Source organism: Achromobacter sp. ACRQX (genome assembly GCF_022346505.1).
In the GTDB taxonomy this organism is placed as follows: domain Bacteria; phylum Pseudomonadota; class Gammaproteobacteria; order Burkholderiales; family Burkholderiaceae_B; genus Achromobacter; species Achromobacter animicus.
Window position 1 is genome coordinate 1 of the sequence record NZ_JAKRML010000027.1, and the last position, 17457, is coordinate 17457.

A 17457-nucleotide genomic window follows, 5' to 3' on the forward strand; every position below is an offset into this window, starting at 1 on the left:
GGCGGGTTGCGAATCGGTCATGGAAAGACTCCTTTCTCAGGCCAGGTTGTGGTACTTGCGCCCGATTTCCATCGTGGCGCGGTAAAAGCCTTCCTTGCTGCCGCAGTCATAGCGGACGCCTTCGTATTCGAAGCCGAAGACCTTGCGCGATTTGAGGAGGGCTGCAATGCCGTCCGTCAGCTGGATTTCGCCCCCGACGCCCGCCTGGGTGGCTTCCAGCAGCGCGAAGATCTGGGGTTCCAGGATGTAGCGTCCGACCACCGCCAGGTCGGTCGGCGCGTCCTCGGGCTTGGGCTTTTCCACGATGCCGGTCAGGCTCATGACGCTGTGCGCCTTGCGGCTGCCGGACACGATCCCGTACTGGTGCGTGTTGGTTTTTGGCACCTGCTGGATCGCCAGGACGCTGCCCTCGAATTCCCGGGCGACCTTCATCATTTCGCCGATCACGGGGGCGTCCGCGTCTATCATGTCGTCCGCCAGCAGCACGGCGAACGGTTCGTTGCCTACAATGGGCGCCGCGCAGAGCACCGCATGGCCCAGCCCCAGGGCTGCCGGCTGGCGGGTGTACACGCATTTGACGCTGTCCGGGATGACGTTACGAACGGTCTCCAGCAAGGCATTCTTGTTTTTCGCCTCCAGGTCGTATTCCAGTTCGGGTACGCGGTCGAAATGATCTTCGATCGCCCGTTTGTTGCGGCCGGTCACGAAGATGAGTTCTGTGATGCCTGCTGCGACCGCCTCCTCAACGGCATACTGGATCAGCGGCCGATCGACGATGGGTAGCATTTCCTTGGGCATGGCCTTGGTGGCGGGTAGAAAGCGGGTGCCGAGGCCCGCGACGGGGAATACTGCTTTACGAATGGTTTGCATTGCTGAGGCCCTCTATGCCCGGACGGCGCCAGGGATGGGCCGCCTACTGACTCCTGTTACAGCAAAATCCGTGCCCATCGGGCGATCGCTGTAGCAGAATCCGGAGGACGGCACGCCGTTTGCTGACGGGGCTGAGCATGAATAGATACGCAGGTGGGGACATTGCATGACTTCTTTACCGGATTTTCCGTCCGAGGACCGCTATCGCCTTCTGGTAGGCGCAGTGCGGGATTACGCCATCTACCTTCTGGACGCCAACGGCCGCGTAAGCAGCTGGAATCCCGGCGCGGAACGATTCAAGGGCTATGGTGCGGACGAGATCATCGGGCAGCATTTCTCCGTTTTTTACACACCTGAAGACCGAAATGCCGGCGTGCCGGAGCGTGCGTTGGAGACGGCGCGGCGTGAAGGGCGCTTTGAGGCCGAGGGCTGGCGCGTCCGCAAGGACGGCAGTACCTTCTGGTGCAGCGTGGTCATCGATCCGGTCCATGACGACCGGGGCGTCCTCGTCGGTTACGCCAAGATCACCCGCGACATCACCGAGCAGAAGGAGCGGCACGAGCAACTGCAGGAAGCCCGCGATTCCATGCATCACGCTCAGCGCATGGAAGCCATCGGCCGCCTGACCGGCGGCGTCGCGCACGATTTCAACAACTTCCTGACCGCGATCCGCTTTTCCGCGGAGTTCATCAAGCGCTATCCGGAACTGCCCCCCTCGCTGATGCGCTACGTGGGCATCATCATCGACACCACCGAAAAGGCCGCCCAGCTGACCCGGCAGTTGCTGGCCTACGCAAAGCGGCAGCCGCTGCAGCCGCACGCGTTTGACGTGCGTGACAGCCTGGCTTCGATGCGCGAGCTCTTCGAGACCTCGGTCGGATCGCACGTGGCGATCAGCTACGAGTTCGGGCCGGGCGACTGCACGATCTTCGCCGACCCGGGGCAACTTGAATCCGCGTTGCTCAATCTGATCATCAATGCGCGCGACGCCATGCCGGCCGGCGGCCAACTCAAGATATTGGCTAAGGTTGTGCCGGACGCGTCGGAACTGGAAGGCCATACCAAACTCAATGGCCCGCACGTGGCCCTGTCCGTGCAGGACACCGGCGCGGGAATCGCGCCCGGCGTGCTGGCGCACGTGTTCGAGCCTTTTTTCACCACCAAAGGCCAGCATGAGAACTCTGGTTTGGGTCTGAGCCAGGTGCAGGGCTTCGTGCAGCAGTCCGGCGGCGATGTGACGGTGGACAGCACGGTTGGCAAGGGAACCACGTTCACGCTCTACCTGCCGGCCGTCACGTCACCCGGCGAGGTGGTCGAGACGCCTGCCGCCGGCGTCATCCTCAACGTGCCGGTGCGCCGCCAGGTGCTGCTGGTGGAAGACAACCGCATGGTCGGCGAGGTGGTGTCGGCGTGGCTGGCGGAACTGGGCCAGGACCTGACGTGGACGGTCGATGCCGAAAAAGCCCTGCACGAACTGGAACAGCGCGACGGCGGCTTCGACCTGGCGATCCTGGATCTGGTGCTTCCCGGCATGAACGGGATGGAACTCGCCCGCCGGATTCGAGAAAATTGGCCCGGCATTCGGATCGTGCTGGCCAGCGGCTACAGCGATGCGATGGCGGGGCCGCGGGCGTTGGGGTTCCCGGTCATGCAGAAGCCGTACTCCGTCGAGGCGCTGATGCAGGTGCTGACCGAGGACGCGCACACGATGCCATAAGGGCCGGGGCACGGCGCTGCAGGGCTGGGCGCCGGAATCCCGCCGGGCCGGCATCGGGCAGCGCGGCGCTAGGTCCGGCGAAAGCGGTTGTGCGCCCGGCGCTTGATGACGCTGATATCTCCATCTGGCTCCATGTAGGCGCGGCGCACCTCTGAAACCTCGAGGACGCCTTTCAGCCGAAGCTGGCTCATCAGCTCGTCTTCCGTCAGGTATTCACGGCGCAGCGCGCGCTTGGCGATCACGCCGTCGCGCACGAGGCATACGCGGTCCGATTCGAGCAGGCGGCCAAGCGGCTTGAAAAAGTAGCCTACCCGGTCGACCAGCACGGTCCAACCGATGATCGTGGAGATCAGGACCATGCCGTCCAGAATGGATTTGTACTCGCCCGCCATCGCGTTCTGCGCAGCATCGGCGATCAGGACCAGGACCAGCATGTCGGCCACACCCAGCGAGCCGACGTCGCGCCGGCCGGCAAGCCGCAACAGCAAGAAGATGAACCAATAGACGATCGTCCCGCGGATGAAAATCTCTAGCGGCGAGAGCGAAAACGAAAACATCGTCGACCAGTCCGTGTCCATCGTGGCGCCTCCGACAATGAAACATCAAACGGCGAGCAAGTGCCGTGCCCGAACAAGCCGGGCGCGGCGCAGGGCTCGCGTTGAACGCAGGAACGCTGATTGCTGCTTAGATGCGCCAACGTGGAGAAGTAAAAATGAACTCAGGTAACACCCCCTTGCGCTTGCGGGATGCCATCGCTGGAGAACTGGGAGTGACCCCGGACTTCGACGCGACCGAAGAGCTGGAAAGGCGCATTGCCTTCCTCGCCGACTACCTGATGCAGTCAGGCCGCGCAGGTTATGTCCTGGGAATCAGCGGCGGGGTGGACTCCACGGTGGCGGCGCGGATCGCGCAGCTTGCCGTCGAGCGCGTCCGCGGCCACGGGACACCGGCCACATTCGTGGCGGTGCGCTTGCCCTACGGCGAGCAGCGCGACGAGGAAGACGCGGCGCAGGCGCTGGATTTCATCGCGCCTGACCGCCGTATGCGCATCGACATCAAGCCCGCCGTGGATGCGCAACGCGAGGCGCTGCGCGCCGCCGGCCTTGAATACGCGGACGAGGCGGCCGAGGATTTCGGCGCCGGCAACATCAAGGCGCGGCAGCGCATGATTGCCCAGTACGCCATTGCGGGCGCGCTTGACTGCCTGGTGATCGGCACGGATCAGGCCGCCGAGGCCTTGATGGGGTTTTTCACCAAGCATGGCGACGGCGCGGCGGACGTGCTGCCCCTGCGCGGTCTGACCAAGCGGCGGGTACGGGCGCTGGGGTCGCTGCTGGGCGCGCCGGACCGGCTGGTGCTCAAGGTGCCGACCGCCGACCTCGAGTCGTTGCGGCCGTTGCGCCCGGATGAGGACGCGTACGGTGTGACATACGCGCAGATCGATGGCTATCTGGAAGGCGAGGAGGTTGCCGAAGACGCGGTCGCGGTGATCGAGCGCCAGTACCGCGCCACGGCGCACAAGCGGATGCTGCCGCCGGGGCCCATCGGATGATTTGAAGACGCTGCGCGACGACGGCAAACATCTGTCTTTGGGACCGCTGTTGCGGCACCTGACGCAGACTGGCGGCTGTATCATGGCGGATACTCCCACGCACGCAACCACAGGCTAAAAATGTCCGATTCGCCGTCCGTTCCCAACAACAAACCGGGAGTTGCCCGCAGCGACCTGAGCTTCCCGGTGGTCGGGCTGGGGGCTTCGGCCGGGGGGATCGACGCGCTCAAGACTTTCTTCTCCAACATGCCGCCCAAGCCCGGCATGGCGTTCGTTGTCGTGGTGCATCTGTCTCCCGACCACGAAAGCATTCTCGACAAGATTCTGCAGGCAAGCACGGAGTTACCGGTCAGGCAGGTCACCAAGCCCGTGCCGATCCTGCGCGATCACGTCTACGTGATTCCCCCCGCAGCCTCGCTGTCGATGAATGATGGCTATCTGCGTATCTCGGCGGGCGCCAACCGGCCGGAAGGCCGCCAGATTGCCATCGACGAATTTTTCCGCACGCTGGCTGATGTGCACACGAACCGTGCCGTGGGCATCGTGCTGTCGGGTGGCGGGTCCGACGGATCGGTGGGCCTTTCCCGCATCAAGGAACAGGGCGGCGTGACGTTCGCGCAGTTGCCCGAGGAAGCAGAGCACGGCACCATGCCGCGCAATGCAATGTCCACCGGCATGGTGGACATTGTGCTGCCTGTGTCCACCATGCCGCAGCGTCTCAAGCAGATCGCGGAAAACATGGGCAGCATCCATCTGCCGCCGCTGACCGACGCCGAGGCCTCCGGCGCCGCGGATGCCGAGCAGGTGACGGACGGGGAGCAACAGGAACGCAATGCGTTGCGGGACATTCTTGCCCTCTTGCGCGCCCGCACGGCGCACGATTTCCGTCACTACAAGAAGGCCACGGTGCTTCGCCGAATCGAGCGCCGCATGCAGGTTACGGGCGTGTCAACCTTGCCCGAATACGGAAAGCTGCTTCAGGAACGCATCGACGAGACCCCTAAACTGCTGTCCGATATGCTCATTGGCGTCACGCAGTTTTTCCGGGACAAGGAAGCTTTCGCCAATCTGGATGAATTTGTGTTGCCCAAGCTGCTGAAGTCGCTGAGCAACACGCCGGAAGTGGCGTTGCGCGCCTGGGTGGCCGGTTGTTCTACAGGTGAAGAGGCGTATTCGCTGGCCATGCTGATGAGCGCGCAGGCCGATGCGTTGCCCCACCCGCCCAAGATCCAGTTATTTGCCACCGACATCGACGAAACGGCGCTGGCCGTGGGCCGGGCGGCGGCTTATCCGATGGCGATCAAGGGCGACGTGCCTGAAGCCATGCTGCAAAGCTTCTTCAGCGAGCAGGACAACGAGTACTGCGTCAAGAAGGAAATCCGCGAGCGGGTGCTGTTTGCCGTGCACAACATCCTGCGCGACCCACCGTTCTCGAAGCTGGATCTGGTCAGTTGCCGCAACCTCTTGATCTACCTGGACCGCGAAGTGCAGCGCGACGTGTTGCGCATGTTCCACTTCGCATTGAAGCCGGGCGGTTATCTTTTCCTCGGCAGTTCCGAATCGGCCGATGCGTGCCCGCAGCTTTTTCAGGTGGTGGACAAGCGCCACCGCATCTATATCGCTCGGGAAACGCCGTCGCAACTGAGCGGCATGCCCGAACTGACCGACGGGAGGATTAATCACGTTCGGCCGGTGCACGCCTCGGCGGGGCCGGTTCGCCAGCCCAAGGTCTCGTACGCCGCCGTGCACCAGCGTGCGCTCGAAATGTTCGCGCCGCCCAGTGTCATCGTCGACGCTCACAGCGACATCGTGCACATTTCGGAGCGGGCAGGCCGCTTCCTGCGCCATCCGGGCGGCGAGCCTTCCCGCAATCTGCCCTTGTCGGTGCATCCGGAATTGCGCACGGAATTGCGCACCGCGATGTTTCAGGCCCTGCATTCGCGAAAGAGTGTCGAGGCGCGGCGCGTGAGAATGACGCTTGGCGAGCGCCAGACCTACGTCAACATGGTGGTGCGGCCATTCCGGCACGATGAGTCGGCCAGTGATTACCTGCTTGTGCTGTTCGAGGAAGTCGAGGACATCATGAGCGCAGAGGGCGCTGTCAGCCCCGCGACCGGCTCCGCAATGGTATTGACGCAACTGGAGGCCGAACTCCAGCGCACCAAGCGCCAGTTGCAGGCGACCATTGAGCAGGCGGAAACCTCTACGGAAGAACTGAAGGCCTCCAACGAAGAGCTTCAGGCCATCAACGAAGAGTTGCGCTCCACCACGGAAGAATTGGAGACCGGCAAGGAAGAGCTGCAGTCCGTCAACGAGGAACTGATCACGGTCAATGCGGAACTGAAGGCCAAGGTCGATGAAACCGCGAAGATCAATGACGACCTGCAAAACCTGATCGCGTCCACCGACATTGCCACGGTGTTCGTGGATCGCATGATGCGCATCCAGTGGTTCACGCCCCGGGCGTCCGACATCTTCAATGTGATCCCGAGCGACGCCGGACGTTCGGTGCTCGACATCACGCACCGGCTGGAGTACCCGGACCTGGCCAAGGATGCCGCCGGCGTGTTCGAACTGCTGCGCCCCTTGGAGCGCGAGGTGCACAGCACGACGGACCGTTGGTATCTGGCGCGGCTGCTACCGTACCGGAGCGGTGACCACCGCATCGAAGGCGCGGTCCTCACGTTCATCGACATCACGGACCGGCGCAAGGCAGAAGAAAGCGTGCGACTGGGCGAGGCCCACTTGAAGCTCATGACCGAGAGCGCGCGCGATTTCGGCATCATGACGCTGGATAACGATGGCATCATCACCAACTGGAATATCGGCGCCGAGCTGATGTTCGGCTACACCAGCGCCGAGGCGGAAGGCAAGCCTATTGCGATCATCTTCACTGACGAGGACATCGCGGCCGGCAGACCCGAGCATGAGCTGAATCGCGCCAGGAAGATCGGCTACGCCCCTGACGAACGCTGGCACAAGCGCAAGAACGGCAGCCTGGTGTTCTGCACGGGCGGCGTGAACCGGATGGATGATCCTGTCTATCAGGGGTTTGCCAAGATCGTGCGCGATGTCACTGACCTGAAGTTGCGCGACGCCGAGCAGGAGTCCCGTCTGGACCGCGCACATGCGGATAGCGTGCTGAAGGACGAGTTCTTCGCGGTCGTGTCGCACGAACTGAAGCACCCCCTCAACCTGATCCAGCTCAATGCAGAGCTGCTGGCCCGCACGCCGGCCGTGCGCAATTTCGGCCCCGCCGCGCGTGCCACGGACCTGATCCAGCGTTCGGTCAAAGGCCAGGCCCGCATCATTGACGATCTGCTGGATCTCTCGCGCGTCCGGACGGGCAAGCTGGCGCTCAACAAATCGATCATCGACGTCGTGGCCATCGCGAAAAACATCCTCGAGGTGCTCAAGCCCGCGGCGGCGTCGGCCGGCATCGATCTGCGCAGCGACTTTGATCCCGCGCTGGCGATCTACCTGGACGCGGATCCCGTGCGCATCGAACAGGTGATCTGGAACCTGCTGAACAACGGGATCAAGTTCACGCCCGAAGGCGGGTCAGTCGCGCTCACGCTGGCTGTCGAGGACAACCGCATGAAACTGGAAGTCGCCGACACGGGCCAGGGCATCGACCCGCTGTTCATCGGCCGGGTGTTCGACATGTTCAGCCAGGGCGATGTCCGCCAGAAGACGGGCGCCACCTCTGGACTGGGCATCGGCCTGGCGGTTGTCAGCGAACTGGTGGGTGCGCATGGCGGCACGATTCAGGTCCATTCCGATGGCGTGGGACTTGGCGCGCGCTTCACGGTATGGCTGGATCTGGCCGGTTCCCTTGAAGCCGAGGACGCGCCGCAAGCCAACGCCGACATGCCTTTGGAAGGGCTGAAGGTGCTTTTGGTCGATGACTCCGAGGACGTCCTGCACATCATGCACGAGCTGCTGGACATGGAAGGGGCGGTAGTCACGGCCGCCTCCAACGGCCGGCAGGCGTTGGAAATCCTGGAGACCGCGCGCTTCGACCTGATGCTGTCGGACATCGGCATGCCCGAAATGGACGGCTATACGCTGATGCGCGCCATTCGCGAGAAAGACAGCGGCGCCGATCTGCCTTCCATCGCGCTGACCGGTTTTGGCGCCAAGGAAGACATGCGCGAAGCCGTCAGCGCGGGCTTTTCCGCCCACATCAGCAAGCCGGTGTCGCTGGACGATCTGCTCGAAGTGGTTCGCAAGCTGCGGTTGCGCGGGTGATGAGCGCGTTTGGGAAGAGGCCGGCACATGCGTTTGCCGCCACTTCCCGGCTCGTTTCGCCACGGCGGATTCTTTCTGATCCTATTTGTTTAGTCTGGCAACAAATGCGCGGGCAAACGCTTAATCGGGGGCACTTTTTCCCATGGCCCTGTCCTGCGGCACCCGTTCTAAACGCTTCGCCTTCGTTCCTGTTCGCCAACGGCGCAAACGAGAAAAGCTTGCACTAAGTGCCGTCGCTACTTAAGCTGTGCTTTCGCGCCGCACTCAGCACGTTCCGTGCCAAAGCCCGCAAGCGGATTCCCTTTCCGCCGCACGACCATGCAGCCCCATTTCAGCCAGTCTTCCTCGTCAACGACATAAAGGATGCTTGTGCGAAAGTCGATGGTCTTGTTCGTTTTGCATGGCGCCCGGCCCACGCCGGGCCAGAGCCAGCCTGGCCTCAATTGGGCAGGTCCCGCCTGGGTCGGCCTTTTTCCGATCAGCGGCATTCTCCTACTTCAACGCGATAACCCCATGGCGCCTTGCTGCGCCCTCGTTTCATAAGCTGCACGTCCGTCAGTCCGGCGCGCCCAGGCGCGCCCGCAAGGTGTCCACCCATATGCTGTTCCGCATACAAGCTGTCCAAGTAAGGCCTTCGCCTCCGCCATGAGGTGAGGGCAGCGCGAGACCCCGAGTCCGACCGCCTGGGAGTAGTGGATGACGCAAGTAAGCAGCAATGTCCGTCGTGTCATGTTGTATGCCTTGGGCGCCTGGACGCTTGCATTGGCGGGATGTGGTGACCGGAACGACGCGGCGGCCGTCACCATTGCGCCGATGAAGGTGTTCGTGATGACCGTCGGCCGCCAGCCGGTCGACCTGAACGTGGACCTGCCCGGGCGGATCGAACCGATTCGCACCGCTGAAGTGCGGGCACGCGTTGATGGCATCGTCGAGAAACTGCTGTACACAGAAGGCAGCGACGTACAGGCCGGCGATCCCCTGTTCCAGATAGACCCCAGCGACTACAAGGCGCAGTTGGCGCAGGCCAACGCCATGCTGCAGCGCGCGCAGGCCGTGCAGAAGAATGCGCGCTCGGTCACGGACCGGTTCCGTCCGCTGGTGCAGCGTCAGGCGGTCAGCGCGCAGGAATACGAAGCCGCGCTGGCGGCGCTGGGGCAGGCGCAGGCCAATGTGGCTGATGCGCAGGCCGCGGTCACGCTGGCGCAGTTGCGGCTGGACCGCTGCACGGTCAGGGCGCCCATCGCCGGTCGCGTGGGCCGCGCGCTGGTCACCGAAGGGGCGTTGGTCAGCGCATCGGCGGCCACGCTGCTGGCGCAGGTCAACCAGTTGTCGCCGATCAGCGCCACGTTCACCAAGTCCAACACGGCCATCATGGACCTGACCGACTACGCGCGCTCCGGCGCGCTGGCGACGGCGGGCAATACGTTTCCGGTGCGGCTTACGTTGGCCAATGGCCGGGAGTTTGGCGAGACCGGCGTGGTGGATTTCGCGGACCTGAGCGTCGACCGGACCACTGGCGCGCAGACCATCCGCGCCCGTTTCGACAACGCCAAGCGTGAGTTGCTGCCCGGCCAGTTCGTCAACGGTCAGATACTCGTCGGCGTGCGCCAGGAGGGCGTCCTGATTCCCGCGCGTGCGGCGCGGTTGAACGGCGATACGGCCACCGTGTTCGTCATCGGGCCCGACAACACGGCGGTGCCCAGGCAGATCGAGGTGGGTGAGCAGATCTCAGGAAGCTGGCTGGTGCGCCGCGGCCTTGAACCAGGGGAGAAAGTGGTCGTGGATGGCTGGCACAAGATAAGGCCAGGCCAACAGGTTGACCCGGTCGAACAGCAAGCCGCGAAACCCTAGCGGAGTCGGTCATGGGCTCATTCTTCGTCTTGCGGCCGGTCTTCGCCTGGGTGGTGGCGCTGTTCCTGTTGCTGTTCGGGCTGATCGCGGTGGTGCTGCTGCCGGTGGAGCAGTACCCGAACATCGCGCCGCCTTCGATCACCATCCAGGCGACCTTCCGGGGCGCCGACACCACCACCATCGACCGCACGGTCACCTCCATCATCGAGGAGGAGATGAACGGGGTCGACAACTTCCTGTACATGGCGTCGGTCAGCCGCGCCAACGGCACGTCGCAGATCACGGTGACGCTACAGCCGGGCACGGACCTGGACGTGGCTCGCAGCCAGGTGCAGGACCGCCTGAGCCGGGTCGAACCCCGGCTGCCGCAGGAAGTCCGCCAGCTTGGCGTGGCGGTGACCAAGGCGTCGTCCGGCTTCCTGATGCTGCTGGCGCTGCAATCGGAAAGCGGCAACGTCAGCGCCGTCGAGATGGGCAATTTCGCGTCCAACAACATCCTCAACGAGCTGCGCCGCATCCGCGGGGTGGGCGACGTGCAGCTGTTCGGCTCGTCGTACGCCATGCGGATCTGGCTGGACGAGCGCAAGCTGGCCAGCTTTCAGATGTCGGCCAGCGACGCGATGCGTGCGGTGCAGGAACAGAATGCGCAGACGATCGGCGGGTCGCTGGGTGACCTGCCGCTGGCGCGCGGCGCGGACTTCAACGCGCAGATCGTGGCGCAGAGCCGCTTTTCCACGCCCGAGCAGTTCCGGCAGGTCATCCTGCGCGTCAACAACGACGGCTCGCTGGTGCGGCTGGGCGACGTGGCGCGGGTTGAGCTGGGCAACGAAAGCTACAACTTCCGGCTCAGCGTCAACGGCAAGGAGGCCGCCGGCATCGCCATCCAGCTGGCCAACGATGCCAATGCGCTGGACGTCGCGCGGCAGGTGCGCCAGCGGATGGCGGAGCTGGAGCCGGTGTTTCCCGCGGGCGTCGGTTGGACGGTGCCGTTCGACACCACACCCTTCATCACCACGTCCATCAGTTCGGTGCTGGTCACCATGGTCGAGGCGCTGTTGCTGGTCACGGCAATGGTGTTCCTGTTCCTGCAAAGCTGGCGCAGCACGCTGATCCCCACGCTGATCGTGCCGATCGCGCTGATCGGCACCTGCGCGGGCCTGTTCCTGTTTGGGGCGTCCATCAACCTGCTGTCGCTCTTTGGCATGGTGGTGGCGATCGGGGTGCTGAACGATGACGCCATCGTGGTGTCGGAAAACGTCGCGCGGATCATGCAGGACGAAAAAATCTCGGCGCCCGAGGCCACGCGCAAGGCGGTCGGCCAGGTGTGGGGGCCGATCATCGCCAGCACGCTGGTGCTGGTGGCGGTGTTCGTGCCGATGGCGATGTTTCCCGGTTCCAGCGGCGCCATCTACCGCCAGTTCTCCATCACGCTGTCCGTGGCGATCGTGGTGTCGACCGTGCTGGCGCTGTCGCTGGGCGCCGCGTTGTGCGCCACGCTGCTCAAGTTGCCGGACGGCAAGCCGCCCAAGGGCCGGATCTCGAAGGGCAAGCAGTGGGTCTTCGACAAGTTCAACAACGGCTTTGACGCGATGACACGCCAGTACGTGCGCGCGGTCGAACACATGCTGGTGCGGCCGCTGCGCTGGATGCTGATATTCCTGGGTGTCTGCGGCCTGACGGTGTTTCTGTTCTCGCGCCTGCCGGGCGGCTATCTGCCGCTGGAAGACCAAGGCTACTTCTTCGTGTCGTACACCGGCGCGCCCGGCACCACGGCCGACCAGACCGAGGCCGCCGTGCAGCAGGCCGAAAGCCAGCTGCGCCAGTTGCCAGCCGTGCGCAACGTGGCATCGGTGGTCGGGTTCAACTTCTTCGGCCAGGGGCAGACGGCGGCGCTGTCGTTCGTGGACCTGCACCCGTGGAGCGAGCGCACCGATCGGGCCGAGGCCGTCGACGCGCTGGTTGGGCGCAGCAACCTGGCGTTCCGGTCGATTCCGCAGGCGATGATCTTCGCGCTGAATCCGCCGCCCATCCCGTCGATGGGCAACGCGTCGGGCTTTTCCATGAAGGTGCAGGACCGCACCGCGCAGGGCGGCGCGGGTCTGGCCGCCACCGGCGCGGCCATGATCGCGGCCGCTGCGGCCAGCCCCGTGCTGACCGGCGTGCGGCTGGACGGCATGCCGCCGGGACCGCGCCTGTATGTCGAGATCGATCGGGTGCACGCGCGCGCATTGGGGCTGCAGGTCGCGCAGGTCAACCAGGCGCTGACGCTGGCGTTCGGGTCGAACTACGTCAACGACTTCCTGCTCGACGGTTCGGTGCAGCGGGTGTTCATCCAGGCCGAGGCCGACCAGCGCATGCAGCCGCAGGACATTGCCGCCTTGCAGTTGCCGAACAACCGGGGCGAGATGGTGCCGTTCTCGGCGTTTTCGCGGATGCGCTGGATCGACGGGCCGCAGCAGTTGGAACGCTACAACGGCTTTCCGTCCATCACCATCTCGGGCGAGGCCGCCGCCGGCCGTTCCAGCGGCGTGGCGCTGGCCGAGATGGAAGCCATTGCCGGGCGCGTCCTGCCGCAGGGCATCACCTATGAATGGACCGGCACGGCGTACGAAGAACGCCAGGCGGGCAACCAGGTGGCGCTGCTGCTGGGCCTGTCGCTGATCGTGGTGTTCCTGCTGCTGTCGGCGCTCTACGAAAGCTGGTCCGTGCCGGTGTCCGTGCTTCTGATCCTGCCGTTCGGGATTCTGGGCGCGGCGGCGTTCACGCTGGGGCGGGGCATGTCGGCGGACATCTATTTCAATATCGGGCTGGTCACGATCATTGGCCTGGCCGCCAAGAACGGCATCCTGATCGTGGAGTTCGCCTTGAAAGAGGAGCTGGAAGGGCGCGACCGCAAAGAGGCGGTGGTCGATGCCGCCCGGCAGCGTCTGCGTCCCATCATCATGACCAGCATCACGTTCGTGCTGGGCATGCTGCCGCTGGTGCTGGCCACCGGCGCCGGCGCGGCCAGCCGTCAGGCGGTGGGCACCAGCGTGATGGGCAGCATGCTGACCGCCACGCTGTTCGGCGTGTTCTTCACGCCGCTGTTCTACATGGTTGCGCGGCGCTGGTCGGGGCCGCGCAAGAATGCGGCCAAGCCCGGGTCCACGCCTGCTGCCAGCGTTCCGGCCAAGGCCGAAGAGCGGGGAGAGAACCCATGAGGCCGGCGCGCATTGCCATCTTGGCGCTGATGGGCTGGGGGTTGGTCGCCTGCAATTTCGCGCCGGAGCACCGCCAGCCGGAAGTCGCGACGCCTGCGGTGTTTCCGGGCGAAGTCCCGCCGGATGCGGTGGCAGCGCAGGACGTGACCTGGGAGCAGTTCTTCGGCGATCCGCAGCTCAAGCGCCTGATCGCCCGGTCGCTGGAACTGAACCAGGATCTGGCCGCTGCCACGGCGCGGATCGAGCAGGCGCGCGCCTTCTACCGCATCGAACGCGCCAACCAGCTGCCGCAACTGGATGCCGGCGCGGCCGCGTCGCGCAACCAGCAGCCGCTGACCGTACTGGATCCGGCGCTGGCGGGGTCGCGGCAGACCGTGCAGTTCAACCAGTTCAGCGCCCAGGTGATGGTCTCGTCCTTCGAGCTGGACTTCTGGGGGCGGATCCGGAACCTGACCGCCTCCGCGTTGCAGCAATACCTGGCGACCGTGGAAGGGCGGCGGGCATTCCGTCTGTCGCTGATTGCGAACGTGGCCTCGACCTATTACGACGCCCGGGCGGGCGAGGAAGGCATCGCGCTGGCGCAGCGCACGGTCGAAACCCGCAGCTATGCGCTGCGCGTCGCCAAGGACCGGCTGGACGCCGGCGTGACCTCGCTGGTCGACTTCGAGCAGTCGGCCATTCTGCTGACGCAGGCGCAGACCCAGCTCGCCGAGTGGCAGCGCGCCACGGCGGCGCACTGGAACCGTCTGTGGGTGCTGGTGGGCGAAGACCTGCAGCGGGAGATGACCGTTGGCCCGCCGATTGAGGCCGCGGGCCAGTTCGATGCGCTCAGTCCCGGCCTGCCGTCGTCGCTGCTTGTCGTAAGACCCGACATCCGCCAGGCCGAGAACCGCTTGCGCAGCGCCAACGCCAACATCGGCGCGGCGCGCGCGGCCCTGTTTCCGCGGATTGCACTGACCGGTTCGTTCGGTTATGCCTCCACCGAGCTGTCGGACCTTTTTTCGTCGCCCAGCCAGATCTGGAATATCGGCGCGGGAATCGGGTGGCCGATCTTCGATTACGGGCAGCGGCGCGCGGCGGTGGATCTTGCCACGGCGCAGCGCGACGAACTGATCGCCAACTACCGCAAGACGGTGCAGACGGCGTTCAGCGAAGTGGCCACCGCGTTGGAGAACCGCAAGCGCTTCCAGGAGCAGGTGACCGCGCAGGAAACGGCGATCCAAGCGCAGCGCCGCCTGGCCGAGACTGCCGAGCTGCGCTACATGAACGGCATCTCGATCTATCTGGAAGTCGTGGACGCCCGGCGCGGATTGTTCAATGCAGAGCAACAGATGCTGACGCTGCGCGCGTCGCAGCTTCAGAACGGCGTGTCGCTGTATGTCGCGCTGGGGGGCGGGGATGAGCAGCCGCAGGTGGTGATGGCGGGATCGCCGCCGGGCGCGGGAGGGTCGGCAGGTGACCCTGCGGCAGGCGGCCCTGCGGCAGGCGATTCACCCGCCATGTCTACCCCCGTCCCGCCGCCCGGCGTGGGAGCCCCCCAGTGAACGCCGGCAAGCCCTTCAGCGCCAGCCCGCGCCCGGGGTGGCGCAGGCTGCGCAAAGCCGTGTTCATCCTTGCCGGCCTTGCCGTGCTGGTCGTCGTCACGCTGATGGGGGTGCGCCTGTACGACATCCAGCAGGGCCCGCCGCTGGCCGCCTGGCATACGTATGTTCCCCAGGAGCTGGATGCCGAACGCCTGGACCACAGCACCTGGGACGATTACCTGGCGCACGAGGACGCGCTTTTCGCGCTGGTCCGGCAGAACGTAGGCGACAAGCTGCTGCCGGAGGACAAGGTGGACAGCAACCGCTATTTCGCGGACGCCAAGGTCTACCCCGAACACTTCGCGCACGACTGGAACCGGTCATTCGTCCTGACGCCGGCGGGAGAGCCGCAGGGCGTGGCCGTGCTGTTGCATGGCCTGACGGATTCGCCCTACAGCCTGCGCCACGTCGCCGCGCATTACCAATCCGTCGGCTACGTGGCGATCGCCATTCGGATGCCGGGCCACGGCACGGTGCCGGGCGGGTTGACGGACGCGCACTGGGAGGACTGGGCGGCCGCGACGCGCCTGGCGGTGCGCGAAGCGCGGCGCCGGGTGCCCGCGCCCAAGCCGCTGCACATGGTGGGCTTTTCCAACGGCGGGGCGCTGGCGCTGATGCACACGCTGGACGCGCTGGACAATCCCAAGCTCGACAAGCCCGACCGCCTGGTGCTGCTCTCGCCGATGGTCGGCATCACGTCGTTCGCGCGCTTTGCGGGCGTGGCCGGGCTGCCCGCCATCCTGCCCGCGTTCGCCAAGGCCGCGTGGCTGAGCATCGTGCCGGAGTTCAACCCGTTCAAGTACAACTCTTTCCCGGTCCACGCGGCGCGCCAGTCGTTCGAACTGACGCAGACGCTGCAGGACAGGCTGGTTGCGCAGCAGCGATCCGGCGGCCTGGAGCGTCTGCCGCCCATCATCACGTTCCATTCGGTGCTGGATTTCACGGTCAGCACGCGCGCGCTGATCAACGCCCTGTATGCGCGCCTGCCCGCCAACGGCAGCGACCTGGTGCTGTTCGACCTGAACCGCGCCACCAAGCTCGGGCCGCTGTTCCGCCGTGGCGTGGCCTGGCAGCTGGCGGGCACGCTGCCAGGCGAAAAGCGCAATTACCGGCTGACGCTCGTCACCAACGCCAGTCCCACGTCCAGCGCCATGATCGAGCGCGTCATCGAGCCGAACGCGACCGCGGTCGTGGAACGCGCCATCGGCATGGACTACCCGCGCGAGGTCTATTCGCTGTCGCACGTGGCGCTGCCGTTTCCGACCGATGACGCGCTGTATGGCACGCACCCGGACAACATCGAGGAATTCGGCATCAGCCTGGGCGCCATGTCCATGCGCGGCGAGGTCGGGGCTTTCGTGATCGGCATGGATACGCTGACCCGGCTGACCTCCAATCCGTTCTATGCCTATCTGGTCAAGCGCGTTGATGGGGTGATACCAAGATGATGTCTTTCGCACTGTCCGGCATTTTCGCCATCCTGCTGCTGGGGCTTTTGTACCTGGCCAGCCCGGTGTTCGTGCCGTTGACGTTCGCGCTGTTCGTGATCTGCCTGGTCGCGCCGCTGCGTCAGTACCTGGGCCGCAAGATGCCCGCGCCGCTCGCCGCGATCCTGGCGTTGGTGGTGACGCTGGTCGTGTCGGTGGTGTTCCTGTCGCTGGCGGCCTGGGGCTTCAGCCTGGTCGCGCAGTGGGTCATGGCCAACGCCGCGCGCTTCCAGCGCCTGTTCACGCTAGAGACCGAAACGCTGCACCCGCACGGCGCGATGGCGATCCAGATGTTTCAGGACAGCTTCAACGTGTCATGGCTGGTGCGGGCGATCCAGGAAGTGGCGCTGCGGATCAACAGCATGCTGGGCATGATCTTCATCGCCTTCGTGTTCATTGCGCTGGGGCTGTTCGAACTGGACGAGGCGCCGGAGCGGCTGACCCGCCTGCTGGGCAAGGCAAGGGCGCAGCGCTGGATGGCGGTCGCACGCGAGGTGGCGAGCAAGCTGCGCTGGTACATGGTGATCCGCACCATCGCCAGCGTGCTGACGGGCGTGACCGTCTGGCTGTTTGCGATCTACGCCGGGCTGGAGCTGGCGACTGCCTGGGGCGGGCTGGCGTTCCTGCTGAACTACATCCCGTTTCTCGGACCGCTGGTGGCGACGGTGTTTCCGGCGTTCTTCGCGTTCGTGCAATACGGATCGTTGCAGACGAGCATTCTGGTGCTGGTCGTCTTGAACTGCATCCAGATCGTCTACGGCTGCTATCTGGAACCCCGGCTGGCCGGCAGCGCGTTTTCGCTGTCGCCGCTGATGGTGATGTTTGCGGTGTTTTTCTGGGGGTTGGTGTGGGGCATACCGGGCACGTTCATCGGCGTGCCGCTTCTTATCACGATGACCACGGTGTACGGCGCCAGCCGCAGTTTGCGCGTTACCCGCGGCTGAGC

10 protein-coding genes are annotated in these 17457 nt (G+C 65.0%); 8 read left to right on the plus strand and 2 right to left on the minus strand.

Annotated features, from left to right (window positions below; translation table 11 throughout):
• Positions 1-36 precede the first annotated feature (36 nt).
• Positions 37-870, minus strand: coding sequence for a UTP--glucose-1-phosphate uridylyltransferase GalU (galU, locus tag MHZ91_RS21060; protein WP_239215513.1), 834 nt, complete (start codon positions 868-870; stop codon positions 37-39).
• 166 nt (positions 871-1036) lie between these two features.
• Here galU and MHZ91_RS21065 point away from each other — a divergent pair, with 166 nt between their 5' ends.
• Positions 1037-2587 carry a PAS domain-containing sensor histidine kinase gene (locus MHZ91_RS21065; RefSeq protein WP_239215515.1) on the plus strand — a complete coding sequence of 517 codons (1551 nt, stop codon included), beginning with the start codon at positions 1037-1039 and terminating at the stop codon, positions 2585-2587.
• 68 nt (positions 2588-2655) lie between these two features.
• Here MHZ91_RS21065 and MHZ91_RS21070 read toward each other — a convergent pair whose 3' ends face one another.
• Entirely contained in the window at positions 2656-3165 is a 510-nt protein-coding gene (locus MHZ91_RS21070; RefSeq protein ID WP_239215517.1) for a DUF421 domain-containing protein, read from the minus strand.
• Positions 3166-3299: 134 nt separating this feature from the next.
• Between MHZ91_RS21070 and nadE the strand changes: the two genes are divergently transcribed.
• The 7 genes from nadE to MHZ91_RS21105 all read left to right on the plus strand — a co-directional run bounded on the left by nadE (position 3300) and on the right by MHZ91_RS21105 (position 17455).
• Entirely contained in the window at positions 3300-4139 is an 840-nt protein-coding gene (gene nadE / locus MHZ91_RS21075; RefSeq protein ID WP_239215519.1) for an ammonia-dependent NAD(+) synthetase, read from the plus strand.
• 120 nt (positions 4140-4259) lie between these two features.
• Positions 4260-8390 (plus strand): CheR family methyltransferase, encoded by a 4131-nt coding sequence (locus tag MHZ91_RS21080; RefSeq protein WP_239215521.1) that lies wholly within the window; start codon positions 4260-4262, stop codon positions 8388-8390.
• A gap of 696 nt (positions 8391-9086) precedes the next feature.
• Complete coding sequence (locus MHZ91_RS21085; RefSeq protein WP_175124301.1) at positions 9087-10241, plus strand: efflux RND transporter periplasmic adaptor subunit; 1155 nt, start codon at positions 9087-9089, stop codon at positions 10239-10241.
• Between the two features lie 11 nt (positions 10242-10252).
• The gene (locus MHZ91_RS21090; protein ID WP_239215523.1) at positions 10253-13441 is read left to right on the plus strand and encodes a multidrug efflux RND transporter permease subunit; all 3189 of its coding nucleotides are present in this window, start codon (positions 10253-10255) and stop codon (positions 13439-13441) included.
• On the plus strand, positions 13438-14985 hold the full coding sequence (locus tag MHZ91_RS21095) for an efflux transporter outer membrane subunit (protein ID WP_239215524.1): 1548 nt from the start codon (positions 13438-13440) through the stop codon (positions 14983-14985). The genes MHZ91_RS21090 and MHZ91_RS21095 overlap by 4 nt, the downstream gene beginning before the upstream one ends.
• Positions 14982-16472 (plus strand): serine aminopeptidase domain-containing protein, encoded by a 1491-nt coding sequence (locus MHZ91_RS21100; RefSeq protein WP_239215525.1) that lies wholly within the window; start codon positions 14982-14984, stop codon positions 16470-16472. The genes MHZ91_RS21095 and MHZ91_RS21100 overlap by 4 nt, the downstream gene beginning before the upstream one ends.
• Positions 16469-17455, plus strand: a complete 987-nt coding sequence (locus MHZ91_RS21105) for an AI-2E family transporter (RefSeq protein WP_239215526.1) — start codon at positions 16469-16471, stop codon at positions 17453-17455. Before MHZ91_RS21100 ends, MHZ91_RS21105 begins: the two co-directional genes overlap by 4 nt.
• The last annotated feature ends 2 nt before the right edge of the window (positions 17456-17457 follow it).

Excerpts from the sequence above, each read along its gene's own strand:
- MHZ91_RS21065 (WP_239215515.1), top strand. The coding sequence starts at position 1,037 with ATGACTTCTTTACCGGATTTTCCGTCCGAGGACCGCTATCGCCTTCTG.
- galU (WP_239215513.1), bottom strand. The coding sequence starts at position 870 with ATGCAAACCATTCGTAAAGCAGTATTCCCCGTCGCGGGCCTCGGCACC.
- MHZ91_RS21105 (WP_239215526.1), top strand. The coding sequence starts at position 16,469 with ATGATGTCTTTCGCACTGTCCGGCATTTTCGCCATCCTGCTGCTGGGG.
- nadE (WP_239215519.1), top strand. The coding sequence starts at position 3,300 with ATGAACTCAGGTAACACCCCCTTGCGCTTGCGGGATGCCATCGCTGGA.
- MHZ91_RS21095 (WP_239215524.1), top strand. The coding sequence starts at position 13,438 with ATGAGGCCGGCGCGCATTGCCATCTTGGCGCTGATGGGCTGGGGGTTG.
- MHZ91_RS21090 (WP_239215523.1), top strand. The coding sequence starts at position 10,253 with ATGGGCTCATTCTTCGTCTTGCGGCCGGTCTTCGCCTGGGTGGTGGCG.
- MHZ91_RS21080 (WP_239215521.1), top strand. The coding sequence starts at position 4,260 with ATGTCCGATTCGCCGTCCGTTCCCAACAACAAACCGGGAGTTGCCCGC.
- MHZ91_RS21070 (WP_239215517.1), bottom strand. The coding sequence starts at position 3,165 with ATGGACACGGACTGGTCGACGATGTTTTCGTTTTCGCTCTCGCCGCTA.
- MHZ91_RS21085 (WP_175124301.1), top strand. The coding sequence starts at position 9,087 with ATGACGCAAGTAAGCAGCAATGTCCGTCGTGTCATGTTGTATGCCTTG.